The organism is Arthrobacter sp. SLBN-83, from assembly GCF_006715285.1.
Taxonomy (GTDB): domain Bacteria; phylum Actinomycetota; class Actinomycetes; order Actinomycetales; family Micrococcaceae; genus Arthrobacter.
Genome location: NZ_VFMX01000001.1, coordinates 1,053,484 through 1,076,488, shown reverse-complemented (window position 1 = coordinate 1,076,488; position 23,005 = coordinate 1,053,484). Strand labels below are relative to the sequence as shown.

25 protein-coding genes are annotated in these 23,005 nt (G+C 66.7%); 18 read left to right on the top strand and 7 right to left on the bottom strand.

All coding sequences use genetic code 11. The annotated features are described in order from the left end of the window. The first annotated feature begins 111 nt into the window (after positions 1-111). The 5 genes from FBY30_RS04885 (at position 112) to FBY30_RS04865 (ending at position 4,379) form a co-directional block, all read left to right on the top strand. Complete coding sequence (locus FBY30_RS04885) at positions 112-1,131, top strand: LacI family DNA-binding transcriptional regulator (RefSeq protein WP_142131540.1); 1,020 nt, start codon at positions 112-114, stop codon at positions 1,129-1,131. A gap of 113 nt (positions 1,132-1,244) precedes the next feature. Further along, positions 1,245-2,081: a DUF4397 domain-containing protein gene (locus tag FBY30_RS04880; protein WP_142131538.1), complete on the top strand. Its 837-nt coding sequence runs from the start codon at positions 1,245-1,247 to the stop codon at positions 2,079-2,081. A 113-nt stretch (positions 2,082-2,194) separates the two neighbouring features. After that, positions 2,195-2,923, top strand: a complete 729-nt coding sequence (locus FBY30_RS04875) for a class F sortase (protein WP_200830636.1) — start codon at positions 2,195-2,197, stop codon at positions 2,921-2,923. A 45-nt stretch (positions 2,924-2,968) separates the two neighbouring features. Then, positions 2,969-3,583, top strand: coding sequence for a sigma-70 family RNA polymerase sigma factor (locus tag FBY30_RS04870; RefSeq protein ID WP_200830748.1), 615 nt, complete (start codon positions 2,969-2,971; stop codon positions 3,581-3,583). Then, complete coding sequence (locus FBY30_RS04865; RefSeq protein WP_142131534.1) at positions 3,570-4,379, top strand: anti-sigma factor; 810 nt, start codon at positions 3,570-3,572, stop codon at positions 4,377-4,379. The genes FBY30_RS04870 and FBY30_RS04865 overlap by 14 nt, the downstream gene beginning before the upstream one ends. On the opposite strand, the gene FBY30_RS04860 is transcribed toward FBY30_RS04865, so the two are convergent. Both FBY30_RS04860 and FBY30_RS04855 read right to left on the bottom strand, forming a co-directional pair. Then, positions 4,369-4,845, bottom strand: a complete 477-nt coding sequence (locus FBY30_RS04860) for a hypothetical protein (protein WP_142131532.1) — start codon at positions 4,843-4,845, stop codon at positions 4,369-4,371. The genes FBY30_RS04865 and FBY30_RS04860 overlap by 11 nt on opposite strands. A gap of 104 nt (positions 4,846-4,949) precedes the next feature. After that, entirely contained in the window at positions 4,950-5,894 is a 945-nt protein-coding gene (locus tag FBY30_RS04855; RefSeq protein ID WP_142131530.1) for an ANTAR domain-containing response regulator, read from the bottom strand. Between the two features lie 310 nt (positions 5,895-6,204). Here FBY30_RS04855 and arfA point away from each other — a divergent pair, with 310 nt between their 5' ends. The 12 genes from arfA (at position 6,205) to FBY30_RS04795 (ending at position 16,497) form a co-directional block, all read left to right on the top strand. Then, the gene (gene arfA / locus FBY30_RS04850; RefSeq protein ID WP_142131528.1) at positions 6,205-7,731 is read left to right on the top strand and encodes an arabinosylfuranosidase ArfA; all 1,527 of its coding nucleotides are present in this window, start codon (positions 6,205-6,207) and stop codon (positions 7,729-7,731) included. Positions 7,732-7,790: 59 nt separating this feature from the next. After that, positions 7,791-8,378 carry an HhH-GPD-type base excision DNA repair protein gene (locus tag FBY30_RS04845; RefSeq protein ID WP_142131526.1) on the top strand — a complete coding sequence of 196 codons (588 nt, stop codon included), beginning with the start codon at positions 7,791-7,793 and terminating at the stop codon, positions 8,376-8,378. Next, entirely contained in the window at positions 8,378-9,382 is a 1,005-nt protein-coding gene (locus FBY30_RS04840) for a LacI family DNA-binding transcriptional regulator (RefSeq protein ID WP_142131524.1), read from the top strand. The genes FBY30_RS04845 and FBY30_RS04840 overlap by 1 nt, the downstream gene beginning before the upstream one ends. Before the next feature lie 99 nt (positions 9,383-9,481). Then, positions 9,482-10,039 (top strand): cysteine hydrolase family protein, encoded by a 558-nt coding sequence (locus FBY30_RS04835; RefSeq protein WP_142131521.1) that lies wholly within the window; start codon positions 9,482-9,484, stop codon positions 10,037-10,039. A 94-nt stretch (positions 10,040-10,133) separates the two neighbouring features. Continuing rightward, positions 10,134-10,436: an urease subunit gamma gene (locus tag FBY30_RS04830; RefSeq protein ID WP_142131519.1), complete on the top strand. Its 303-nt coding sequence runs from the start codon at positions 10,134-10,136 to the stop codon at positions 10,434-10,436. Positions 10,437-10,447: 11 nt separating this feature from the next. After that, positions 10,448-10,801, top strand: a complete 354-nt coding sequence (locus FBY30_RS04825) for an urease subunit beta (protein WP_142131517.1) — start codon at positions 10,448-10,450, stop codon at positions 10,799-10,801. Further along, on the top strand, positions 10,798-12,528 hold the full coding sequence (ureC, locus tag FBY30_RS04820) for an urease subunit alpha (RefSeq protein WP_142131515.1): 1,731 nt from the start codon (positions 10,798-10,800) through the stop codon (positions 12,526-12,528). The genes FBY30_RS04825 and ureC overlap by 4 nt, the downstream gene beginning before the upstream one ends. A gap of 21 nt (positions 12,529-12,549) precedes the next feature. Further along, the gene (gene ureE / locus FBY30_RS04815) at positions 12,550-13,035 is read left to right on the top strand and encodes an urease accessory protein UreE (protein ID WP_142131513.1); all 486 of its coding nucleotides are present in this window, start codon (positions 12,550-12,552) and stop codon (positions 13,033-13,035) included. Between the two features lie 128 nt (positions 13,036-13,163). Continuing rightward, complete coding sequence (locus FBY30_RS04810; RefSeq protein ID WP_142131511.1) at positions 13,164-13,832, top strand: urease accessory protein UreF; 669 nt, start codon at positions 13,164-13,166, stop codon at positions 13,830-13,832. Between the two features lie 30 nt (positions 13,833-13,862). Continuing rightward, the gene (gene ureG, locus FBY30_RS04805) at positions 13,863-14,477 is read left to right on the top strand and encodes an urease accessory protein UreG (protein WP_142131509.1); all 615 of its coding nucleotides are present in this window, start codon (positions 13,863-13,865) and stop codon (positions 14,475-14,477) included. Further along, a complete protein-coding gene (locus FBY30_RS04800; RefSeq protein ID WP_142131507.1) occupies positions 14,474-15,430 on the top strand; it encodes an urease accessory protein UreD in 957 nt (318 codons plus the stop codon). Before ureG ends, FBY30_RS04800 begins: the two co-directional genes overlap by 4 nt. After that, positions 15,430-16,497 (top strand): HoxN/HupN/NixA family nickel/cobalt transporter, encoded by a 1,068-nt coding sequence (locus FBY30_RS04795; protein ID WP_142131504.1) that lies wholly within the window; start codon positions 15,430-15,432, stop codon positions 16,495-16,497. The genes FBY30_RS04800 and FBY30_RS04795 overlap by 1 nt, the downstream gene beginning before the upstream one ends. Before the next feature lie 65 nt (positions 16,498-16,562). Here FBY30_RS04795 and FBY30_RS04790 read toward each other — a convergent pair whose 3' ends face one another. Then, positions 16,563-18,506: an adenylyl cyclase gene (locus FBY30_RS04790; RefSeq protein ID WP_235009339.1), complete on the bottom strand. Its 1,944-nt coding sequence runs from the start codon at positions 18,504-18,506 to the stop codon at positions 16,563-16,565. 164 nt (positions 18,507-18,670) lie between these two features. Here FBY30_RS04790 and FBY30_RS04785 point away from each other — a divergent pair, with 164 nt between their 5' ends. Continuing rightward, the gene (locus tag FBY30_RS04785) at positions 18,671-19,729 is read left to right on the top strand and encodes a LacI family DNA-binding transcriptional regulator (protein ID WP_142131502.1); all 1,059 of its coding nucleotides are present in this window, start codon (positions 18,671-18,673) and stop codon (positions 19,727-19,729) included. Here FBY30_RS04785 and FBY30_RS04780 read toward each other — a convergent pair. The 4 genes from FBY30_RS04780 to FBY30_RS04765 form a co-directional block, all read right to left on the bottom strand. Further along, on the bottom strand, positions 19,726-20,175 hold the full coding sequence (locus tag FBY30_RS04780; protein WP_142131500.1) for a DapH/DapD/GlmU-related protein: 450 nt from the start codon (positions 20,173-20,175) through the stop codon (positions 19,726-19,728). The genes FBY30_RS04785 and FBY30_RS04780 overlap by 4 nt on opposite strands. Positions 20,176-20,268: 93 nt before the next feature. Beyond that, on the bottom strand, positions 20,269-20,928 hold the full coding sequence (locus FBY30_RS04775; RefSeq protein WP_142131498.1) for a GntR family transcriptional regulator: 660 nt from the start codon (positions 20,926-20,928) through the stop codon (positions 20,269-20,271). A 118-nt stretch (positions 20,929-21,046) separates the two neighbouring features. Beyond that, on the bottom strand, positions 21,047-22,066 hold the full coding sequence (locus tag FBY30_RS04770) for a transketolase family protein (RefSeq protein WP_142131496.1): 1,020 nt from the start codon (positions 22,064-22,066) through the stop codon (positions 21,047-21,049). Next, a complete protein-coding gene (locus FBY30_RS04765; RefSeq protein ID WP_142131494.1) occupies positions 22,063-22,974 on the bottom strand; it encodes a transketolase in 912 nt (303 codons plus the stop codon). The genes FBY30_RS04770 and FBY30_RS04765 overlap by 4 nt, the downstream gene beginning before the upstream one ends. Positions 22,975-23,005: the final 31 nt, after the last annotated feature.

Here is a 23,005-nt window from a genome sequence, read left to right as displayed (position 1 = left end):
TCCTTCCCATCCCGACGGGACAGCGCAAGCATTCATCCACCATCAGCAGGGCCATGATTTGCATCGCGCAACACAGGCAGCCGCAGGGGCCGCAGCAGGCACAATAGGCACATGGCAAAAATCAGCAAGGGCCGGATGCCGCGCCTGGAAGACGTGGCCAAAATCGCCGGGGTCTCCCACCAGACCGTGTCCCGCGTGGTGAACAACCACCCCAACGTCAGCAAGGCGACCCGGGAAAAAGTGGAAGCGGCCATCGCGGAACTGGGGTACCGGCGCAATACCGCTGCCCGGAGCCTTGTCACGCGGCGCTCGCAGACCATCGGCGTACTGGCCAGCGAGCTCTCGCAGTACGGCCCGGCCAACACCCTGGTGGGCGTTGAAAATGCCGCCCGGAACGCTGGCTACTTTGTCAGCATCGCCGCCCTTCGGGAAGTCAGCAAGGACGCCATCTCCGATGCTGTCGGCCACTTCATGGACCAGGCCGTGGACGGCATCGCCGTGTTGGTGCCGCACTCGCAAACCCTGGCCGTGCTGGAACAGATGAACCTCCCGGTGCCCGTGGTGGCTGTGGGCTCGGCCGGCAGTGCTTCGGTGAGCGGCGCGATGGTGGACCAGCGCGCGGGCGCCAGGCTCGCCGTCGAACATCTCATCAAGGAAGGCCACCGGCAGATCGGGCACATCGCGGGCCCGCCGGACTGGACCGACGGCGCCGAGCGCGCGGAGGGCTGGCGCGCCGCGCTCCGGGACGCGGGGCTGGATGAGTCCCTGCTGGTGGAAGGCGACTGGAGTGCCGGCAGCGGCTACTCGATTGGCCGCGAGCTGGCGTCCGGACGCGCAGCGACGGCCATTTTTGTGGGCAACGACCAGATGGCACTGGGCCTGCTGCGCGCCTTCACCGAGGCTGGGGTCAAAGTGCCCGACGACGTCTCCGTGGTGGGCTTCGACGACCAGCCGGAGGCAGGGTACTTCACGCCCCCGCTGACCACCGTCCGCCAAGACTTCGAGGAGCTGGGCCGCCGCTGCATGGACATCATGCTCGAGGAAATCGAGTCCGGCGCCCCGGTCAGCTCCACCGTGGTCCCGCCGGAACTGGTCCTCCGCGCCAGCACCGCTCCGCCGGAATCCGCCTAGGAGCCAAGCCGCCAAAAAAATCTCCATGAATCTGCATCCAAATCCGGGGCTCCGCCGGTAGTAGGGGTGTCAGCACAAAATGCCCGGGAGCCGGGCCGTTCAAGGAGATGGACATGCGCAACACAATCTTCACCGCAGGTGCCGGTGCAGCAGCCATTGCAGCGGCAATCGCTCTGGCGGGTCCCGCCAGCGCAGCCGACGGGGATGCCCAGCTTTCCGTCCTGCACGGGGTCCCCGGACTGACCGTGGACGTCTGGGTCAACGGCGAACGCACGCTCGATGATTTCGCCCCGGGAGCCCTTGCCGGGCCACTGGCGCTTCCGGCCGGCACCTACGACATCGCCATCACGGCAGCCGACGCCGCCGACGCGTCCGCACCGGCCATTGGCCCGGTCAGCGTCAACCTGGCCGCCAACGGAAACTACACCGCTGCTGCCCACCTGGGCGCGGACGGCAAGCCCACCGCCAGCCTCTTCACCAATGACGTGTCCCAGATCCCGGCCGGCAAGGGCAAACTGACCGTCCGGCACGCCGCCGCTGCACCCGCCGTCGATGTCCTGGCGGGCGGCACCGCCGTCGTCACCAACCTGGCCAACCCGAACGAGCAAACCCTGACCCTCGATCCCGGCACAGTCCCGGCTGCAGTTGCCGCCGCCGGCACCACCACCCCGGTGATCGGCCCGGCGGACGTAGCTGTGGCGGAAGGGACGCACACCATCGTCTACGCCTGGGGCAGCCTGGCGGACCAGAACCTGAAGCTCGCTGTGCAGACCATCGACGGCCTGCACTCGGCCCCGGCCTCCGTGCCAGGTGCCCTTAATGGTTCCGCTGATTCCGCCGGGGTGGGCTCCGCTGCCACCACCGCCGGATTCGGCCTGGCAGCCGTGGCATTGCTGGCCGGGGCGGTGGGCGTAAGCCGCGTGGTCCGCGCCCGCCGCGCGCAGCTCTAACGCTCCCTTCGCAGGACCATAAAAGGCAGGGGCCCGGCCGCACACCCGCGGACGGGCCCCTGCCCCGGTCCTTCCAGTTGTTCGATGCACGACGTTTCCAGGAGGCGGCAGGCGTGAAGACAGGTACGACGAGGGCAGGCGCCCAGCGCCGCCGGCATTCCTTTAGTGCCGGGGCAGCAGTGCTGGCCGCCGCTGCGCTGGTTCTTTCCGGCTGCGGCGCCGGGGACCCCACCACTTCCGGGCAGTCGCCGGCTCCTGTGGTGGCTTCGGCTGTGCCCGCTCCGCCCAGCACCCCGGAGCCCCCCGCAGCTGCCGTTGACGCTGCCTCTTCCACCCCTGCTGCTGCGCCGCCAGCGGCCATCCCGGTCCGGCCGGCAACCCTGCCGGCCGCCGCTGCCGCCCCGCCTCCCACCTCGATTACTGTGGCCGGGACGGCCATCGACATGCCCGTGGTGCCCGGGGGAGTGTCAGCCGGGGGTGCGATGGAAATTCCAGACGTGTTCGACCGTGCCGCCTGGTACAAGTACGGCGCGGCCGCGGGGGCTGCCGAAGGTACGGCCGTCATCGCCGGACACATCGACACCACCTCGGACCGCGCGCCGTTCTCGGCGCTGAAGTCGCTCGCGGCGGGAACCGTTATCAGGGTGGGGCGGGAAGGTGCCCCGGCCGTTACCTACCGGGTTGTGGGCGTGGAGCTGATGGCCAAGGACAGGTTCGACGGCGCCTCCGTGTTCCGCCGCTCAGGACCGCACGAACTCAAGCTGGTAACCTGCGGCGGCAGATGGCTGGACGCGCGGATGGACTACAGCGACAATGTCATTGTCACCGCAGTCCCTGAATGAACCAGTCCCCGGATGAACCACTTCCTGGATAAGCGGTGGCCCGCAATGTATCTCGTCGCCGAAGCCGGGAGGGAGGCGCCCGTGACGCTCCCCGGCCGCGCCGCCCAAGGATGGGACGACGGGCTGACCGCCTCCTTCCTGTCCGGCGATGAGCATGCGCTGGCAGCGGCCTATCGCGAGTTCGCGCCCCTGGTGCATACCCTGGCCCTCCGGTCGCTGGCCGACCGGGCCGCAGCGGACGATGTGACGCAGGAGGTCTTCATCCGGGTGTGGCGGTCGCGGAGCACCTTCAACCCGCAGGTGGCGAGGCTTCCGGCATGGATCGTGGGGATCACAAGGAACGCAATAACCGATGCGCAGCAGTCATCGGCCCGCGAAGCACGCAAGGCGCATGCTGCTGCCGGGGCCGGCCTCGCTGCGGATCCCGGGGCGGGAACTGAGGCGGCGGAAACCCTTGCGGACCGGCTGCTCCTGGACGGCGAACTGGACAGGCTCGGCGAGCCCCAGGGTTCCATCATGAAGCTTGCCTTCTATGAGGACCTGACGCACGAACAGATCTCGCGGAAACTGGACCTGCCCCTTGGTACCGTCAAGAGCCACATCCGGCGCAGCCTGACGCACCTGAGAAGCAGATTGGAGGTAGACCATGCCGCATCTTGATCCGGACCAGTTGAGCCTCCTGGCGCTGTACGACGACTGGGAGGACCCGGCAGGCCGCGAACACCTCCTGGCCTGCCCCCAGTGCGCCGCCGACTACGCCGCCCTGCGCCGCACGGTGGAGGCAGTGAAGACGACGCCGGATACCAGCCGCCTGTCCGTCCCCGGGCCCCAGGTCTGGGCGGGAATCCACCAGGAACTTGGATTGGGGGAGTCTGTCCGGGAGGACCCGCTGGCTGCGGGACCACCCAAGGAAGGCGGGGCAACGCCTGCCGCCACGGCGGCACCCGGGGACGCGGCGCCGTCGAACGTTGTTCCCATGCCTGCCCGGCCAGAAGGTGCCCGGCCAGAAGGTGCCCGAATGAAGGGCGCCTGGTGGCAGCGCCCCGGTGCGTGGCTGGCGACGGCCGCTGCTGCTGTCCTGGTGGTTGCGGGTGCGGTCTGGGCCGTGAACCGCCCGCCCCAGCCCCGGGAACTTGCCGAGGCCCAACTGACCCCGTTGGCCCAGCATTCCGCCGCCGGATCAGCCAAGGTGGTGTCCGCTGCCGACGGTTCACGCAGCCTGGAGGTCAGCCTGGACAAGGATGAAGCCAAGGGCTACCAGGAGGTGTGGCTGATCGCCCCGGACCTCTCCAAGCTGGTCAGCCTTGGCGTCATGAACTCCACGTCGGGAACGTTCCAGGTGCCCGCCGGCCTTGACTTGTCGCAGTACCCGGTGGTGGATGTGTCGGACGAGCCCATGGACGGGAACCCGGCCCACTCCACCGTGAGCATCGCCAGGGGCACCCTTACGTCCTGATGCGTGCCCGGACCCACGCGGAGACCTTGCTCCACTGGGCAACAACGGCAGCGGCTCCCAGCGCAGCCCCCGCGTGCAGGTACAGCATCAGGTGGAGTGAGTGCACTGCCGGAGCAGCGGCCGACGACGACGGCACGCCCGGAGCGCTCCCGGCGCCGTGGTCGTGGCCCGGCAAAGGGACGGCGCTGGCGGTTGAGAAAGCTGAGAAGGCAAGGTGCAGCAGTTGCTGGGCGACGGCGGATGCCGCCAGGACAGCCCAGCCCGGCAGCTGCGGGGGCGCCAGACGTTCGAGGAGCACCGCGCCCAGGCCCAGCAGGGCCGCCAGCGCAACGACGATGACGACGGCGGGTGACGCGCCTCCGCCGGCAACATGCCCGGCCAGACCCAGGGCGGTGGCCAGGGGACCTGCCAGGCAGGTAAGGGCGCTCCCGCGGGTGCGCGGGACGGCCGCCTGCGTGCTCTCCATCCGCCTGCCCTTCCGCTGCTGGACCTCATTGTTCCCTACCCATTCCGGCAGGAGTGAACCAAGGAGGCAGGCAGGGGTGGCCTGCGGCGGTGGTCAGGGGGTGGCTAGCGGCCGAAGTGTGAGTGCGGTGTGCCTTCGGGCAGGCGCTCAAGGATGTCCTCGGCCACCTTGCGCACCTTGATGTTCCGGTGGCTGGATGCCTTGGCCAGGATGGAAAACGCCTCCTGGTAGGAGCACCTGTTCTGGGCCATGATCACTCCACAGGCCACATTGATGGACGTGCGGCTGTCCAGGGCCGACCGGAGGTCGGTGGCCAGCGAACGGGCGGTATGCAGGTTGATGGCCATCTGCAGGCTCCTGGTTGCCAGGGCGGCGAAGGTGCGTGCTTCCGCGATGGCCTGGAGCGGGAAGGCCTTCGCGTCCTGCGCAAAGAAGGCGAGCGCGGCAGTGGACTGGCCCAGTTCAGTGTTGCCGGGGATCCCGTCGTCAGCCGGAATGTCCGCATCAAGGCGGAGCCGCACCGCAAGGGCGCTGCCGAACCCGGCTGACTGCAGCTGGGTGGAATATTGCCGCCACCGGAAGTCGCCATTCCTCTGGAGGACCGCTACGGGGTGGCCGCCGGACAACACATCGGTCACCGGCCCCTCGGCCATCTCCCGTTCCCAGTCCAGCAGTCGGACAACTTCCCCCGAGGTGCCGGTGATGGCAGGGCTCCGCTTCGGCTGGCGCAGCACCAGGCCGCAGCCAACGTCCAGGTTGGCCGTCCTGGCCACATGCCCGGCAGAGACTGCCACCAGCAGATCCAGGGAATCGGTCAGGGTCTGTGCGCCGTTGACCAGGTCCAGCAGGAGGCCTGGGTTTGTGGGGGTGCCCTGGTCATGGCTGGCCTTCAACAGGGCTGTGCGGCCCCTTCGCGTGTCCGAAGGGGCAAGAGGGCCGGCGACGGCTGGGGGAGAGTCCTTGGTCTCGAAGGACTCCTCGTCGCCGGCCCCGCCTATTACCCGCGTCCTGTGGACCGGGAAGCCTGGGCCTACGTGTCGTGCGTGCATTGCCAGTCTCACACCCCCTAGTGAGCCAAGTACCGAGAACCAGAACAGGTCTTGTCTCTGGTAAAGAAACCTAATTGCCCTCCGGTCTCCCGTGAACGCGTAGCTGGTACCTGTCTTTTCGATTAGGTAGTACTTGGAGGCCAGGGGCCGCGGGGCCGATCGGGGTCCCGCCGCAGGTCAGTCCGCCTTCCGTTCCCGCAACCGGCGGAATCCCCAAGCGGGAATAGTTTGGTGCATCCCTTGACGCATGAAGAGGCAACCTCAACAATGTCTTCTATAACGTTGTAAAAAACAAGCCGAGGATGCCTTCGTGACCCAGCCAGAACCCGTTGCAGCAAAAATTACCCTTGACCCCTCCTTCACTGTGGGGCCCGTCCGCCGTCGTACTTTCGGTGCCTTCGTGGAACACCTTGGCCGGTGTGTGTACACCGGCATCTTCGAGCCGGACCACCCGGACGCCGACGAGGACGGCTTCCGCAAGGACGTCCTGGCGCTGACCCGCGAACTGGGCGTGTCCACCGTCCGTTACCCGGGCGGAAACTTTGTCTCCGGCTACCGCTGGGAGGACGGTGTGGGCCCGGTGGACCAGCGCCCCGTGCGGCTGGATCTCGCCTGGCACTCCACCGACCCCAACACCGTGGGCGTGGACGAGTTTGCCAAGTGGTCCGCCAAGGCGGGCGTGGAACCCATGATGGCCGTCAACCTGGGCACCCGCGGTACCCAGGAGGCGCTGGACCTCCTGGAATACTGCAACATCGACGGCGGCACCGCACTTTCCGGGCAGCGCCGCGCCAACGGGGCCGCCGATGGCTACGGCATCAAGATGTGGTGCCTGGGCAACGAGATGGACGGCCCGTGGCAGATCGGCCACAAGAACGCCGTGGAGTACGGCAGGCTCGCTGCCGACACCGCCCGCGGAATGCGCATGATGGAGCCGGACCTGGAGCTTGTGGCGTGTGGCAGCTCCGGGCCCACCATGCCCACGTTCGGTGAGTGGGAGCGCGTGGTGCTGTCCGAAACCTACGAACTGGTGGACCTGATCTCCGCCCACCAGTACTTCGAGGACTTTGGCGACCTGCAGGAGCACCTCGCCGCCGGACACAAGATGGACGTTTTCATCCGCGACCTCGTGAGCCACATCGACCATGTGAAGTCGGTGAAGAAGTCCGCCAAGCAGGTGAACATCTCATTCGACGAGTGGAACGTCTGGCACATGAGCCGCGACGAATCCAAGGTGCCCACCGGCAAGGACTGGCCGGTGGCCCCTGTGCTGCTCGAGGACACCTACACGGTTGCCGACGCCGTGGTGGTGGGGGACCTGTTGGTCACGCTGCTCCGGAACACGGACCGCGTCCACTCCGCCAGCCTGGCACAGCTGGTGAACGTCATCGCGCCCATCATGACCGAGCCGGGCGGCCGGTCCTGGAAGCAGACCACCTTCCACCCCTTCGCCCTGACCTCCCGCCACGCCTCCGGCACCGTGCTGCAGCTCGCCGTCGAATCCCCGCTGGTCAGCGGCGGCAAGACCGCCGACATCGCGGCCCTGTCCGCCGTCGCCACCTATGACGCGGACAAGGGCGAGGCCGTGGTGTTCGCGGTCAACCGCTCGGCCGGCCAGGCACTGAACCTGGACGCCGCCGTGGCCTCGCTGGGCAACGTGCGCGTGGTGGAAGCCGTGACCTACGCCAACAAGGACCCGTACTGGCAGGCCAGCGCCGACGATTCAACGTCCGTCCTGCCGTCCGAAAACGGAACCGTGAAGGTCGACGGCGGCCGGCTCACCGCCGAGCTTCCGGCCGTGTCCTGGTCCATGATCCGGCTGGCCGTCAACGCCTGACCCGGCCGGGTGGGAAGGCGGGGGCGTCCTTATGACGACGGCGGGCCGCAGGTGGGAGGATGGACGGCATGGAACTGCACATCACGGGGGATCCCGCCGCGGACAAGTTGTTGAGTGAGGACGCCTTCGCCCTGCTGACCGGCATGCTGCTGGACCAGCAGGTCACCATGGAATCAGCCTTCGCGGGGCCGGAGAAGATCCGGACCCGGCTCGGGTCGCTGGAACCCGGGGCCATTGCCGCCCACGATCCCGCCGCGTTCGTGGAGGTATTCAAGGAACGCCCAGCGGTCCACCGCTTCCCGGGCTCCATGGCGGCGCGGGTGCAGGCGCTCGCCGAAGCAGTCCAGAGCGAGTGGGACGGCGATGCCGCAGCCATCTGGACCAAGGGATCACCGGACGGTGCCGAGGTGCTGCGCAGGCTCAAGGCCCTGCCCGGGTTCGGGGAGCAGAAGGCCAAGATCTTCCTGGCCCTGTTGGGCAAGCAGCGCGGCCTCGAGGCGCCGGGGTGGCGGGAAGCGGCCGGCCACTACGGCGAGGACGGCTCCTACCTATCGGTGGCGGACATCGTGGACCCGGAGTCCCTGGCCAAGGTCCGCGCCAGCAAGCAGGCCGCCAAGGCTGCGGCGAAGGCAGGAAAAGAACGTTAATGGCAGTCACCATGAACGACGTTGCGAGGGCTGCAGGGGTTTCCCTCAAGACGGTTTCCAACGTCCTGAACGACTACGAATTCATCCGGCCCGCCACCAAGCAGCGCGTGCAGGATGCCATCGCGGAGCTGGGCTACGAAGCCAATCTCACCGCCCGCAGCCTGCGGTCCGGCAAGACGTCCATGCTGGGCCTGGTCCTGTCCGACCTGTCCGCCCCCTACTATGCCGAGCTGGCGTCCAAGCTGATGAAGGCTGCGGCCCGCCACGGCTACCGGGTGATGGTGGAGCAGTCCGACGCCGAAGCCTCCGCTGAACTTGGCGCCCTCCAGGGGACCTTCCGCCAGCTCACCGACGGGCTGCTGTTCACTCCACTGGTGGTGGACGCGGATGCCATTGCCGCGCGGGCGGGCAACAAGCCCGTGGTGATGCTCGGCGAGCACATCCTGGATCCCCGCTTTGACCTGGTGACCATGAAGAACGAGGAAGCCGCGGCGGCGCTGACCAGGCACCTGCTGGCCGGCGGCCGCCGTCGTATTGCCGTTGTTGGTGCCAACACGGGGGAGTCTGCCGGGACGGCCGGCCTGCGCCTGAACGGCTACCGGAAGGCGTTGGAGGAGGCAGGCGTTCCGTTCGACCCCGCGCTGATCGCCTCCGCCGAGTGGCGGCGCGATACCGGTGCCGCAGCGGTGGCGGGCCTGCTGGAGTCCGGGGTGGAGTTCGACGCCGTCTTCGGACTTAACGACGTCCTGGCACTCGGTGCCATGCACCAACTGCTGATCCGCGGCGTCAAGGTGCCGCAGGATGTAGCGGTGGCCGGCTTCGACGACATCGACGAGGCCCGATTCGCGTCCCCGTCCCTGACCACCGTCTCGCCGGGCATGGACGAGATCGCCGAACGCTCCATCGGCCTGCTGCTGGACCGGATCGCCGGCCGCGAGACGTCGGAACAGGGCGTGCACGTGGAGGCCGGATTCGAGTTGAAGGTCCGGGAGTCCGCCCCCTAACTTCCCCGGCACCTGGCCCCCACCTCCAGCCAGGAGTTTCGCGTGCGCCGCTGGCGGGTACCTCTCCGTAAAACCCGCTCAACGAGGAAAGGTGCCCACATGATTGCCCTCCTGGTCATCGACATGCAGAACGCATTCTTCGAAACACCCGAACTGGCCGCGCAGCAGGAGCGGGTGGTCAGTGAGTGTAACCGGCTGATCGAAGGGTTCAAGGCAGCCGGACACAACGCGCTCCTGGTGGGCACCGAACACGAGCGGGACAAGTCCACCTGGACCCTGAGCATGCTCGACGACGACCAGGGGTTTATCTTCCGCGGCAGCGAACAGGCCCAGTCGGTGCCAGGGCTCCTGAAGGAGGACCTGCCCCAATTGAACAAGACGAGGGACAGCGGCTTCGTGGGCACCAACCTGCTGGCGCGGCTGCGAAACTGGGGCGCCGAGGAAGTGGTGCTCGCCGGCGTCTCCACCCATAACTGCATTGCCCAGACCGCCGCGGACGCGTTCGCCCACAACATCCGGGTCACCTACGCAAAGGACGCCATGGCCTCCGAAGCCGACCAGGACGCCGCCGACATGCTCCGCATCCTTTCCACCACCTACCGCCAGCCCATCCAGTCAAGCGATGAGATCCTCGGCCGGCTCAGCGATGCCCAGTAGGCCTGCACACAGCATTTGCTGATGCTTCCGAAACCTGGCGGAAACGTGCCGGGCTTACGCTGGCAGCACGCCCCAGGCCGTCGAAGGGAACCCCATGCATCTGATGCCGCGTGAGCAGGAGAAGCTCCTGATCGTGGTGGCCGCCGACCTCGCCCGCCGGCGGCAGTCCCGCGGCCTCAAGCTCAATTACCCCGAGGCTGTGGCCATCATCAGCTATGAGCTGATCGAAGGGGCCCGCGACGGCCGCAGCGTGGCGGAGCTCATGAGCTACGGCACCACGCTGCTCACCCGGGAGGACGTGATGGAAGGCGTGCCGGAGATGATCCACGACGTCCAGATCGAGGCCACCTTCCCCGACGGCACCAAGCTGGTCACCGTCCACAACCCCATCCGCTAAGGAGCGCGGCAATGATTCCAGGCGAGTATGTCCTCCGGCCGGAGCCCATCACCGCGAATGCGGGCAGGGCGGCAGTCGAGGTCGCCGTGACCAACACCGGCGACCGGCCCGTGCAGGTGGGTTCCCACTACCACTTCGCCGAGGCCAACGCGGCCCTGGACTTTGACCGTAAAGCTGCCTACGGCCGGCGCCTGGACATTCCGGCCGGGACGGCTGCCCGGTTCGAGCCGGGGGATTCACGGACGGTCCGGCTCATCGAGCTGGCCGGCCGCCGGGAGGTCTTCGGCCTCAGCAACGCAGTCAACGGAAAGCTCGACGGCGGCAGCCGCCCGGGCGGGCCGGGCACGGAAGGGGACGCCAAGTGAGCTTCGAGATTTCGCGCCGGCAATACGCCGACCTCTACGGACCGACCGCCGGGGACAAAATCCGCCTGGCTGACACCGAACTGTTCCTGGAGATCGAAAAGGACCTCACCGCCTACGGCGAGGAAGTGGTGTTCGGCGGCGGCAAGGTGATCCGGGACGGCATGGGCCAGAACGGCCAGGCCATCCGGGATGAGGACATCCCGGACACCGTGATCACCAACGCCGTCATCCTGGACTACACCGGCATTTACAAGGCGGACATCGCCCTAAAGGACGGGCATATCTTCCGGATCGGCAAGGCCGGAAACCCTCAGATCACCGACGGCGTGGACATCATCATCGGCGCCAGCACGGAAATCATCGCCGGGGAACGGAAAATCCTCACGGCCGGCGGCATCGACACCCACATCCATTTCATTTCACCGGACCAGATCCCCACGGCGCTGGCCAGCGGTGTGACCACCATGATCGGCGGCGGCACCGGCCCCGCTGAAGGCACCAAAGCCACCACCGTGACCCCGGGGAAGTGGCACATCCAGCGGATGCTGCAGGCCGCCGAGGCGTTCCCCATGAACATCGGCCTGTTCGGCAAAGGCCATGCATCCGCCGTCGAACCCCTCGCCGAGCAGATCCGCGCCGGCGCCATCGGGCTGAAAGTCCATGAGGACTGGGGTGCCACCACCTCTTCGATCGACACCTCGCTCACCGTCGCCGACGAGTACGACGTCCAGGTGGCCATCCATACGGACACCCTGAACGAGTGCGGGTTCGTGGAGGACACCATCCGGGCCATCGACGGCCGCGTGATCCACACCTTCCACACCGAAGGCGCCGGCGGCGGCCATGCACCGGACATCATCAAGATCGCGGGCATGCCCAACGTCCTGCCGGCGTCCACCAACCCCACCCTGCCGTACACGCGCAACACCATCGACGAGCACCTGGACATGCTGATGGTGTGCCACCACCTCAACCCGGACATTCCGGAGGATGTGGCCTTCGCCGATTCCCGCATCCGCGCCGAAACCATTGCCGCCGAGGACGTCCTGCAGGACCTGGGCATCTTCTCCATCACCTCCTCCGACTCCCAGGCCATGGGCCGGGTGGGCGAGGTCATCACCCGCACCTGGCAGGTGGCGGACAAGATGAAGAAGCAGCGCGGGATCCTTGAGGACCACGACGGCGGAACGCACGGGAGTGCGGAGAGCGACAACTTCCGGCTCAAGCGTTACGTGGCCAAATACACCATCAACCCTGCCCTGGCCCAGGGCATCGCAGACTCCGTCGGCTCCGTGGAGGAAGGCAAGTTCGCCGACCTTGTCCTTTGGGACCCGGCGTTCTTCGGCGTCAAACCCGAACAGGTGCTCAAGGGCGGCCAGATCGCGTATGCGCTGATGGGGGACTCCAACGGGTCCATCCCCACGCCGCAGCCGCGGACCATGCGCCCGATGTTCGCCACCTTCGGCACGGCCGTGCAGCAGTCCTCCATCACCTTCCTGTCCAAAGCCGCGATCGACGCCGGGGTACCGGAGGAGCTCGGACTCCAGAAGGTCATCCGGCCCGTTTCCGGCATCCGGAACCTCACCAAAGCCGACCTCAAGTACAACGACGCCACCCCGGACATCCAGGTGGACCCGGAAACCTACCAAGTGACCGTCGACGGCGAGGACGTCACCTGCGAGCCGTCCGATGTGCTCCCCATGGCTCAGCGCTACTTCCTCTTCTAGTCACATCCAGAAAGTAACCACGTGATCATCGAACGAGTCCTCGGCAACCTCCACGACCTGCCGGACACAGACCTCGCCGCCTACGCCGGCCTGCACCGCGAGAAAGTCGTGATGCCCAGCGCCCAGCTGGTCAAACGCATCCAGCGCGCCACCACGGACCACGGCAAGGAAATCGGAATCCGCCTCCCCGCCGGCTCAGGGGACCTCCGCGACGGCGACATCCTGCACGTCGCCGATACCAACATGATCGTCGTCTCCGTCCTGCCCACCGACGTCCTGGTCATCGCTCCCAGGACCATCACCGAAATGGGCGTCACCGCACATTCCCTCGGCAACCGGCACCTCCAGGCACAGTTTTTTGACGTGGAGAGTGAATACGGAGCCGAAGTCATGGTGTGCGCCTACGACCACACCGTCGAGGACTACCTCATCCATGCCGGTGTGCCTTACACCCGCCAGGAACGCGTCCTCCCTGTGCCTTTCCGCCATGCTGAACACTCGCACTAAGTACCTCCCCTTTCCCCGGCTTGGGACGCCGCGAGGGATATGGGGCCGTGCCCGCTTCGCGGTGCCCGCCACGCCGCGGCCCCATATCCCTCGCGTCGCTTGCGTTCGTCACCTTGGGCGGTACTTCAGTGGGTGAGTATCAGTTGGCGCTACAGCAATTGGTCGATTCCGCTTTGCCTACTGGGGCTTTTGCTCACTCCTTGGGTTTCGAAACTTATGTCGACGGTGGGGTCGTTTTTGATGAAGGGTCCTTTGGAATCTGGCTCTCTGCTTTCATCTCTCAGTCGCTGACTTACTCGGATGGGCTTGCTGTTCGGCTTTTGTATGAGGGCGTTGATCTTGGGGAGCTGGACTCTCTCCTCTCTGCTTCTCTCTTGCCTCGGCAGGTTCGGGAGGCCTCCCTCAAGATGGGGACTCGGCTGCTCGAAATTGGTGGGGAGGTGTTTCCCTCGCCTGCGCTGGAACTGTACCGGGACCTGGTGGCCACCGGCCGGGCTTCCGGGCACCAGCCGCTGGCGTTCGCCGTCGTCGCCCGCTCCCTGGGCGTGCCGCTGCAGGAGGCGCTCGCCGCCTACCTCTTCGCCACCGTCACGTCCCTCACTCAAAACGCCGTCCGCGCCATCCCCCTCGGCCAGAACGCCGGGCAACGGGTGCTGCGGAAAGCGCACGACGACGTCGCTGCCGCCATCGAGGCGATCGCGCGCCTCACGCCGGACGACCTCGGCGCCGTCAGCCCCGGACTCGAAATTTCGCAAATGCGGCACGAACGCCAGCGTGCCCGGATGTTCATGAGCTAACCGTGCTTACCGCTTCACAGGAGGAACACCATGACTGAACCCATCAAAATCGGCATCGGCGGGCCCGTCGGCGCCGGCAAAACCCAGCTCGTGGAACGGCTCACCCGGCACATGAGCGGCGGCATCTCCATGGCCGCCATCACCAACGACATCTACACCATCGAGGACGCCAAAATCCTCGCCGCCAACGGCATCCTTCCCGTGGACCGGATCATCGGCGTCGAAACCGGCGGCTGCCCGCATACCGCCATCCGCGAAGACACCTCGATGAACACTGCCGCCATTGAGGAACTCAAAGCCCGGCATCCCGACCTCCAGGTCATCTTCGTCGAATCCGGCGGCGACAACCTCTCCGCCACCTTCAGTCCCGAACTGGTCGACTTCTCCATCTACATCATCGATGTGGCACAGGGCGAGAAGATCCCCCGCAAAGCGGGCCAAGGCATGATCAAGTCGGACCTTTTCATCATCAACAAAACCGACCTGGCTCCGCACGTCGGCGCAGACCTCGCCGTCATGGAGCGCGATTCCAAGGAGTTCCGCGGCAACAAGCCCTTCTGCTTCACGAACCTCAAAACCGACGAGGGACTCGACGCCGTCATCGAATGGATCCGGCACGACGTCCTGATGCTCGACCTGGCATGACGTCCAACAGTTCCGTCGTCGACTCACCTTGGGCGGCGCCCGCGGATGAAGGGGGCCGTGCCCGCTTCGCGGTGCCCGCCACGCCGCGGCCCCCTTCATCCGCGACCGCTGATCGCCCAGTGCGAGGACGACTGGAGCTGGGCATCACAGTGCGCGGCGGTCGGTCAGTGGCATCACGACAGTTCCATGAGGGGGCGCTTCGGGTGCTCCGGCCTCACTACCTCGATGACTCCGGGCAGGTTTGTTATGTCGTTGTGAATCCTGGCGGGGCTTATCTTGGGGCGGATCTCTTCCTGATTGATGTTGAAGTTGGTGACTCTGCTTCCCTGCTGTTGACCACTCAGTCCGCCACTAAGGTGTACCGGACTCCCGGGTCTTTTGCTGAGCAGCGGATGACTGTCCGGTTGGGGGAGGGGGCCCGGCTGGAGTCGATGCCGGACCAGCTCATCTCCTACCGGGAGGCCAGCTACCGGCAACGGACCTTCGTGACTTTGCGGCCGTCGTCGTCGCTGGTTATGGCCGAGGTGGTGACGCCCGGCTGGTCGCCGGACGGGGCCGCGTTCCGCTACGAGGAGGTCCGGCTGCGGAACGAGATCCGCGTGGAGACTGAGGGCGGCGCCGAACTGCTGGCGCTGGACAACCTGTTGATTCGGCCGCCGCTGAACGATGTCACGGGGCTCGGGTTCCTGGAGGGTTTTAGCCACCTGGGCTCGTTGGTGGTGGTGGATCCGCGAGTGGACCAGGCGCTCGCCGACGAACTGCACCAGTTGACCCAGCCGTTTGACGCCCGGACCGGCCTCTCCCTGACCCGCACGGTCGGGGGAACCACCGGACTGGTGCTGCGGGCCCTGTCCAACAGCACCGGGGAACTCAACCGGCTCCTCGGTGCCTGTGCCAACCTCCTCCGGGAACGCTGGTTCGGCCAGGGTCCCCTGGACCTGAGGAAGCACTGATGACGGCACTGACCACCATCACCGCCCTCTACCGGGACCGGGACGCCCTGCCGCTCCGGACCCGCTTGGCCTTCACCTTCGGTGCGGTGGCCGCGCTGCATGCTGCCGCCGTCGCACTCTTGCTTGCCGGGACCCTCAACGCCGGCGGGCAAGCGCTGACCTGGGGACTGGTGCTCACCGCCTACCTGGCGGGCGTGAAGCACAGCTACGACTGGGACCATCTGGCGGCGATCGACAACTCCACCCGCAAGTTCGTGGCGCAGCGGCAGGATCCGGTGAGCGTCGGATTCGCCTTCAGCCTGGGGCACAGCTCGGTGGTGACCCTGGCGGGCGTGCTGGTAATCGCCGGCGCGGCCATGGTGGGGGAGTTCATGCAGGACGGAAGCGCCGGAAACCTGGTGCTCGGCCTGATCGGCAGCGGGGTGTCCGGGCTGTTCCTGCTGGCCATGGGCCTGTTCAACGGCTCCGCTTTCGCACGCTCGGCGCGGGCCTACCGCCGCGCCCGGCACGGCGCCGCAGTAGATCCCCGGGACCTGGAGCCGCAGGGGCTGGTGGCGCGGCTCCTCGCCCGGCCGCTGGCCAGGGTGCGGCGGCCGCGGAACATCTACGTGATCGGCTTCCTCTTTGGCCTGGGCTTCGATACGGCCACCACCATCGGGCTGCTGATGATGACAACGGCGGCCTCGCTGGCAGGGGTGCCGCCCTTCGCCCTGCTCGCGCTGCCGTTGGCCTTCGCGGCCGCGATGACCTTGTGCGATTCCCTGAACGGTATGGCCATGATGCGGATGTACCGCTCGGCACTGAATGACCCGCAACGGACGCTGGGCTTCAACGCGCTGGTCACGGGGATCTCCGCCGTCTCGGCGCTGTTCATTGCCGTCATCACCCTGGGCGGCTTCGTCCACGCCGCCTTCGCCCTGGATGATCCCGTTACGGCATGGCTTGGATCGGTGGACCTCGGCCACGCCGGCCTCCTGCTCGTGGCGCTGCTTCTGGCCGTCTGGGGTGCGGCCGTACTTCGGAGGAAACGTGAATGCCGGACAACTGGTGCCGGATCTGCGGAGTGAAGGCAGGGCGCGGCGCCGGTTTCACTGACCGGCGCCGCGCCCTACCCGTTGTGTCGTGCTACCGGCTAGCCGAAATCGGCCACGTAGCTCGGAACTCCGACGGCGTCCGTCGAGACGGGCGCCCCCGTGTCGTTGACAACGTGGTCCAGTGTCCCGGCGCCAAGGTTGACCGTCAGCAGGCTGTGCAGCTTCACGCCCGGCGTCACCGGCACCTCAAAACCGCGGGTGGCGTGGATGGTGGGGTCCACGTTGTTGTACACGTAGCTGCCGCCGCCCCACAGTTCGTGGGTTTTCACGGACTCTGCGACCTTGTAGCCCGCCCAGCCCAGGATCCCGTCGTGCTGCCATGCTGCCTGGTTCGGGGCGTCGTACGGAAGTTCGTTCTGGAAGAAGACCGTTTTGCCGTTCTCCCCGTTCCAGATGACGTTGTACTCCTGGTAATGCTCCACAAAGAGGCCCGTGGCAGTGACATTGTTGCCGTTGACGATCACGCCATTCCGGCCGGTATTGGTTGTCCAGCCCACTCCGTTGCCGTGGTCGGCACGCCAGGCCCAGATGTGGTCCAGGAGCACATTGTCGCTGTTGACTTCCAGGCTGACGGAGGCCTTGCCCACGTGCGGGCCTCCAATGCGGAAGAACACGTCATGGAGTGTTGTGGGGTTTGCAGGATCGCTGTGGACGGCAGAGTTGGCCGGTCCACTTCCTTCGCCGGGAATTGCCTTGCCGAGGCGCATCAGGGCAGGGGAGTTCACCTCGCCGGCGTCCACTGTGACCGCAGCGATATCAACCCCGGGAACATCAGCCACCGTCAGGGGAACCGCTCCGTTGACGGCCGTCAGGGTGGTCATGCCCAGCCCAAGCACCACGGTGTTGGCCCGCTTGACCTCGATGCTGCGGTCAACGTCGTAAACCCCGGGGGTAAGGAGCAGGTTCTTCCCCTTGGCGAGCTGCGAGTTAATGGTTTGGACTGAATCGCCGGGCGTTGCGATGTAGAAGTCGTTGAGGGGGATGCTGCGGCCCGCGGTGGGTCCGTTTTCCCACGTGGTCCCCGCGGAGTTCTGGCGGACGGCCGGAACAAAGACGCTGTACTGGCCGCCCGCATCCAGCGTCAGGTACGGCTTCTCGCGGCTGATGGGGGTGTTGGCCAGCGTGGTGTAGGGCGGGTTCGGAAAGGAGTCCTCCGGTGCCCCGTTCACGCCGGAGAACACCTGGTTCCATACTCCGTTGGACCAGCTTCCTATGCTGCTGTCGCGCACCAGGTACTGCTGCTGGGAGCCGTTGATGATCGCCCCCTTCTTCGAATCCGCGATGAATCCGCCACTGGCGTACTGCGGGCCCGCAGTGCAGTAGTCCATGAGGGAGAGGTTGCCCCCGGTGATGTTGACCCGGCGCATGGGGGAGGCCTGTGACGCTGCCCAGAAATTCGCCGAACTGCGGCAGCCCTCGAGCCCGGTGACATTGATGGTGAGGTTGGACAGGGACCGCCAGAAGTTGTTGAGGGCGATGCAGTTGTCCGCAGTCAGGCACCGGTTATAGACGTCCACGTGCCCGTTGATGGTGACGTCGGTAGGCGCCGCGCCCAGCCCTGCCACCTCGGTGGAGTAGCCCACTTGGACAATGAGGGGTTCTGCGGGAGTGCCGTAGGTGCCGGGCTTAAACAGCAGGGAGTAACGCTTGGTTCCCATTTCGTCGTCTACCTGCTGGGCAGCGATGGAGTCCACCGTGGCCTGGATCTGCGCCACCGGCATGCTGGGATCGAAGACGTAGACATTGGGCCCGAACGGGTTCTGTGGCGACTGGGGCGGAGCTTCCGGGGACGCCGGTGCCTGAACGGGCGCCTGCCGTGCCGGGGCTGCAGACGGCACTGACGGCGCGGCCTGGGCCGGGACTGTCCCGCCTGCGGCGAAAAGCCCAATGAGAAGGGCGGCGCTGGCGGCGACGACACCGCGGCTGTGCCGGCGGCCTGCCGGTGAGGGTTGGGATGGATCAGGGCAAGGGGCTAGCGGCATTGCTGGTCCTGTCATTCGGTGGGCTGGACGACCCCGTCAGCTGCAGTTGGTAACTGGGATCATTGGTGGGAGCGCTCCCACCCGGGGAAGAGTAGCATCGCCCTCGTGGCCCGGCAAGGGTTGACGGAAGCGCTACGATACGGTCGTGTCGTAATGTCTGTTGAGTGAACCGAAAGACCACTCCAGCTGCGCCGGCCAGGGAGGGGCGGCCGCTCCCAACGCTCGAGGACCTGGCCAGGGCCGCTGGAGTTTCCCGGTCCACTGCCTCCCGGGCCATCAACGGTGGGTCCAGGGTGAGCCCCGCGGCCCAGGCCGCCGTCGACGCTGCCATCGCGGAATTGGGCTACACCCCCAACCGCGCAGCTCGCAGCCTGGTCACCCGGCGCGCAGGTTCCGTGGCGCTGGTCATCCCGGAACCGGATGCCAGGGTGATGATGGATCCCTACTTTGCTGCCGTGGTCACTGGCGTCAACCAATCCCTCCGTGATACCGACATGCAGCTGGTGCTGTTGATGTCTCGGGCAGGCGACGATTCTTCACGGACCCTTCGCTACCTGCGCGGAGGCCATGTGGACGGCGCTATCGTGGTGTCTCACCACCGCGAAGACGGCTGGGTGGAAACCCTGGGTTCCGCCGGGCTGCCTACCGTCTTCATTGGCCGGCCGTGGGACAGGAAGTCGGAACTTCCGTTTGTGGATCTGGACAACTTCGAGGGCGGGCGGTTGGCGGCGCGGCACCTTGCCGGCATCGGCCGTACCCACCTCGGAACTGTTGCTGGCCCCAGGGACATGACGGCCGCCGTCGACCGCCTGGACGGGTGGCTCCAGGGACTCAAGGAGGCGGGGCTGGAGCCGGGACCGATCGTCCACGGGGATTTCACGACGGCGGGCGGCGCCGAGGCCGCACGCAGACTTTTCGGCCAGGCACCTGGGCTGGACGGCGTGTTCGCCGCGTCGGACCTCATGGCGCTGGGAGTGGTCGATGCCGTCCGCGGTGCGGGCAGGGGCGTGCCGGAGGACGTGGCCGTTGTGGGCTTCGACAATCATGCCATCCAGGCCCCGAACGGCGTGGAACTCACGACGGTGGCCCATCCAATGGTGGACATCGCCAAAAATGCAGGGCAGCTCTTAATCCGCGCCATTGAGAACACCGGGGAGCAGTTGGAGCCGGTTATCTATCCGGCGGAACTCGTGGTGCGCGGAAGCACTGTTCCGCAGGGCTAGGCAGCCATCCCGCTCTTGGGCTTGCGGTGCTGCCGGTGCTTTGCCGGTGCCAGGCGGGAGTGCGCCCCGGCGAGGACCTCGCTGCCGTTGGGCACTGTGCTGTCGCTGTCCAGGTGGACACCGTGCTCGATGAGCACGCTGGAGCCGATCCTCGAGTGGCTGCCAATATGCACCCGGTTGCCGATGACCGTACCCCGGCCGATCCGCACCCCGTCGCCGATCACCGTCCGGTCCCCGATGGTGGCGTCGCGGTCGATCCAGCTGCCGTGGCCGATCCGGCAACCGGGACCCACCTGGGCGCCATGTTCGATATAGGTCATGGGGCCGATGCGGGCGCTGTCCGCCACCCTTGCCCCCGGGGCAATGAGCCCGCCGCCGTTGTCATGGCGGGCATACCGGGTGACCTTCCCGGCGTCGTCCTCGACTGACACAAACTTTGCGGTCATACCATCCCTCGTTAAACGCTGCGGCTATTTACCGCTCAGTAAGTTAACGGGCGGGAGCGCGCTGGGATTCCCAAAAGGGCAGGTGGGAAGGGGTTACGCCACCAGATTGGCGGCGGCAGTGTCCATGTGTTCCAGGATGGTCTTGCGGGCAAGGGTGGCGTCGCCGGTGTCGATGGCGGCCACGATGTCCTTGTGCCGGTCCACGCTCATGTTGCTGACGCCTTTTTCCAAGCCAGCGAACATGATGGACATGCGGATGGAGCCCTCCAGTGATTCCCAGGAGTGCAGGAGGGTTTCGTTGCCGGTAAGCCGGCAGAGGGTGCGGTGGAACTCGAGGTCGGACTCGATCCGTTCCTCCAGGCTTCCGCTGGCGGCGTCGGACATGGCGTCGACCGCTTTGTGCAGCGACTCGGTGACGTGCTGCCGGTCCGGGAGTTCGCACAGGGTCCGGGCGGCGAGGGATTCCAGGGCGGCCCGGACGGCGTAGATGTCCCGGATTTCCTTTTCGTCCAGGTGGCGGACGGAAAGGCGGCCGCGGGGTCCGGCGGACAGCAGGCCTTCCTGCTCCAACTGGCGGAGGGCTTCGCGCAGGGTGCCACGGCTGATCTGGAGCATTTCGGACAGTTCGGTTTCAACCAGGTGGCGGCCGGGCTCCAATTCGCCGCTGGTAATGGCGGTGCGCAGCGCGGAGAGTGCCTGCTCGCGCAGGCTTTTCTTTTCCAGTCCCAGCAGCGGGGCGGTGAGTCCGGCCATGGCTTCTGTCCTCAATGTCAGTAGTCGACTGTTTACAGTCGGTAGTGGTTTCGATATTACGGCAGAAAGCACGGCGCCGGCTTAGGGCCAGTGCCGTGCTTTCTGCATTCTTGGTGCCTTAGCCGAGTTCGGCGAGGACCTTGGCCACGATGCGGTCCACGGCCAGGCCGTAGCGGTCGTGCAGCGTGGGCAGGGCGCCCGCGTCCAGGAACTGGTCCGGCAGTGCGACCGGTACAACGCGTTTGCCCACGCCGGCGGTGACGACGGCGGAGGCGACGGTTTCGAACAGACCGCCCACCACGGTGTGGTTTTCCAGGGTGACGGCAAGGCGGTCCGTGTTGATTTCCTTGAGGACCGTTTCGGCGTCGAACGGCTTGATGGTGGGGGTGTGCACGACGGCGACGTCCACGTTGTGTGCCTCCAAAGCCTTGGCTGCCTGCAGGGCGCGCATGGTCATCAGGCCGGAGGAAATGAACACCACGTCGTTGCCACCGCGCAGGACCTTGGCCTTGCCGAGTTCAAACGTGTAGTCGTACTCGTCCAGGACCGTGGGCACGTTGCCGCGCAGCAGCCGCAGGTAGGTGGGGCCTTCCGATGCGGCAAGCTGCGGGACAGCCTGTTCAATGTCCACCGAGTCACAGGGATCCACGATGGTCAGGTTGGGCATGCCGCGGAAGATCGCCATGTCCTCGGTGGCCTGGTGGCTGGGACCGTAGCCGGTGGTCAGGCCGGGCAGGCCGCCCACGATGTTGACGTTCAGGTTCGGTTCGGCTGCATCCAGGCAGAGGAAGTCGTAGGCCCGGCGGGCGGCGAACACGGAGTAGGTGGACGCGAACGGCACCAGCCCGGACTCGGCCAGGCCGGCAGCGGCGCCGAAGAGCAACTGCTCGGCCATGCCCATCTGGAAGAACCGTTCCGGGAAGGCCTTGGCGAAGATGTGCATGTCCGTGTACTTGCCCAGGTCCGCGGTCAGGCCCACGATCTTGTCGTTCTCCTGTGCGGTCTTGACCAGGGCGTGCCCGAACGGTGCGTTGGAGGTCTTCTGGCCGGGATCGGCGAACGATGCGATCATCGCCGAGGTCTTCAGCTTGGGCTTGGCCGCTGCTGCAGTGTCCGGGGCCTCGGTGGTGGTGCTCATGCTGAAGCCTTTCCTTCGTATCCGGCGGTGAGCTGCTCGCGGCAGATCTGCCATTCGTGTTCTTCGATGCGCATGAAGTGCGCCTTTTCGCGGTCTTCCAGCAGCGGAACGCCGCGGCCCACCTTGGTGTCGCACAGGATCACGGAGGGACGTCCGACGGCGGCGGCCTGGGCGGCTGCGTTGTCGAACGCTGCGAGCAGGGCGCCGACGTCGTTGCCGTCCACGCGCTGGGTGTACCAGCCGAAGGATTCCCACTTCTCCGTCACCGGTTCGGTGCGCAGGACGGTGTCCGTCTTGCCGTCAGCCTGCAGGGCGTTGATGTCCACCATGGCTGTGAGGTTGCCCAGCTGGTGGTGGTGCGCGCCCATGGCGGCCTCCCAGGTGGAGCCCTCGTCGAGTTCGCCGTCGGAGAGGAAGTTGAACACCCGGGCGTCCGAGCCTTGGTAGCGCAGGCCCAGCGCCATGCCGACGGCAATGGTTAGGCCGTGGCCCAGGGAACCGCCGGAGATTTCCATGCCGGGGGTGTAGGTGGACATGCCGGACATGGGCAGCCGCGAGTCGTCCGAGCCGTAGGTTTCCAGTTCCTCCACCGGGACCACCCCGGCCTCGGCGAGGGCGGCGTAGTGGCCGATGGCGTAGTGCCCCGTGGAGAGCAGGAACCGGTCGCGGGCCTCCCAGTGCGGGTCCTCGGGACGGAACCGCAGCTGGTCCCCGTACACTGTGGCGAGCATGTCCGCCGCGCCCAAAGCCTGGCCCACGTACCCCTGGCCCTGCACCTCGCCCATGTTCAGGGCGTGGTGCCGGATCCGGTACGCGACGGCGCTGATCTTCTCCACCCGGTCAGGTGTCACCGCTGTCTGCAGTGTCTGGCCCTGCGGGGCGGCGTCCTGGACGGTATCTGTAGGCATTGCTTGCTCCGTGTTCGTTGCGTACGTGGCT

Coding starts and splice junctions, on each gene's coding strand:
- FBY30_RS04885 (WP_142131540.1), top strand. CDS start 112: ATGGCAAAAATCAGCAAGGGCCGGATGCCGCGCCTGGAAGACGTGGCC.
- FBY30_RS04880 (WP_142131538.1), top strand. CDS start 1,245: ATGCGCAACACAATCTTCACCGCAGGTGCCGGTGCAGCAGCCATTGCA.
- FBY30_RS04870 (WP_200830748.1), top strand. CDS start 2,969: ATGTATCTCGTCGCCGAAGCCGGGAGGGAGGCGCCCGTGACGCTCCCC.
- FBY30_RS04865 (WP_142131534.1), top strand. CDS start 3,570: ATGCCGCATCTTGATCCGGACCAGTTGAGCCTCCTGGCGCTGTACGAC.
- FBY30_RS04860 (WP_142131532.1), bottom strand. CDS start 4,845: ATGGAGAGCACGCAGGCGGCCGTCCCGCGCACCCGCGGGAGCGCCCTT.
- FBY30_RS04855 (WP_142131530.1), bottom strand. CDS start 5,894: ATGCACGCACGACACGTAGGCCCAGGCTTCCCGGTCCACAGGACGCGG.
- FBY30_RS04845 (WP_142131526.1), top strand. CDS start 7,791: ATGGACGGCATGGAACTGCACATCACGGGGGATCCCGCCGCGGACAAG.
- FBY30_RS04840 (WP_142131524.1), top strand. CDS start 8,378: ATGGCAGTCACCATGAACGACGTTGCGAGGGCTGCAGGGGTTTCCCTC.
- FBY30_RS04835 (WP_142131521.1), top strand. CDS start 9,482: ATGATTGCCCTCCTGGTCATCGACATGCAGAACGCATTCTTCGAAACA.
- FBY30_RS04830 (WP_142131519.1), top strand. CDS start 10,134: ATGCATCTGATGCCGCGTGAGCAGGAGAAGCTCCTGATCGTGGTGGCC.
- FBY30_RS04825 (WP_142131517.1), top strand. CDS start 10,448: ATGATTCCAGGCGAGTATGTCCTCCGGCCGGAGCCCATCACCGCGAAT.
- ureG (WP_142131509.1), top strand. CDS start 13,863: ATGACTGAACCCATCAAAATCGGCATCGGCGGGCCCGTCGGCGCCGGC.
- FBY30_RS04800 (WP_142131507.1), top strand. CDS start 14,474: ATGACGTCCAACAGTTCCGTCGTCGACTCACCTTGGGCGGCGCCCGCG.
- FBY30_RS04795 (WP_142131504.1), top strand. CDS start 15,430: ATGACGGCACTGACCACCATCACCGCCCTCTACCGGGACCGGGACGCC.
- FBY30_RS04790 (WP_235009339.1), bottom strand. CDS start 18,506: ATGCCGCTAGCCCCTTGCCCTGATCCATCCCAACCCTCACCGGCAGGC.
- FBY30_RS04780 (WP_142131500.1), bottom strand. CDS start 20,175: ATGACCGCAAAGTTTGTGTCAGTCGAGGACGACGCCGGGAAGGTCACC.
- FBY30_RS04775 (WP_142131498.1), bottom strand. CDS start 20,928: ATGGCCGGACTCACCGCCCCGCTGCTGGGACTGGAAAAGAAAAGCCTG.
- FBY30_RS04770 (WP_142131496.1), bottom strand. CDS start 22,066: ATGAGCACCACCACCGAGGCCCCGGACACTGCAGCAGCGGCCAAGCCC.
- FBY30_RS04765 (WP_142131494.1), bottom strand. CDS start 22,974: ATGCCTACAGATACCGTCCAGGACGCCGCCCCGCAGGGCCAGACACTG.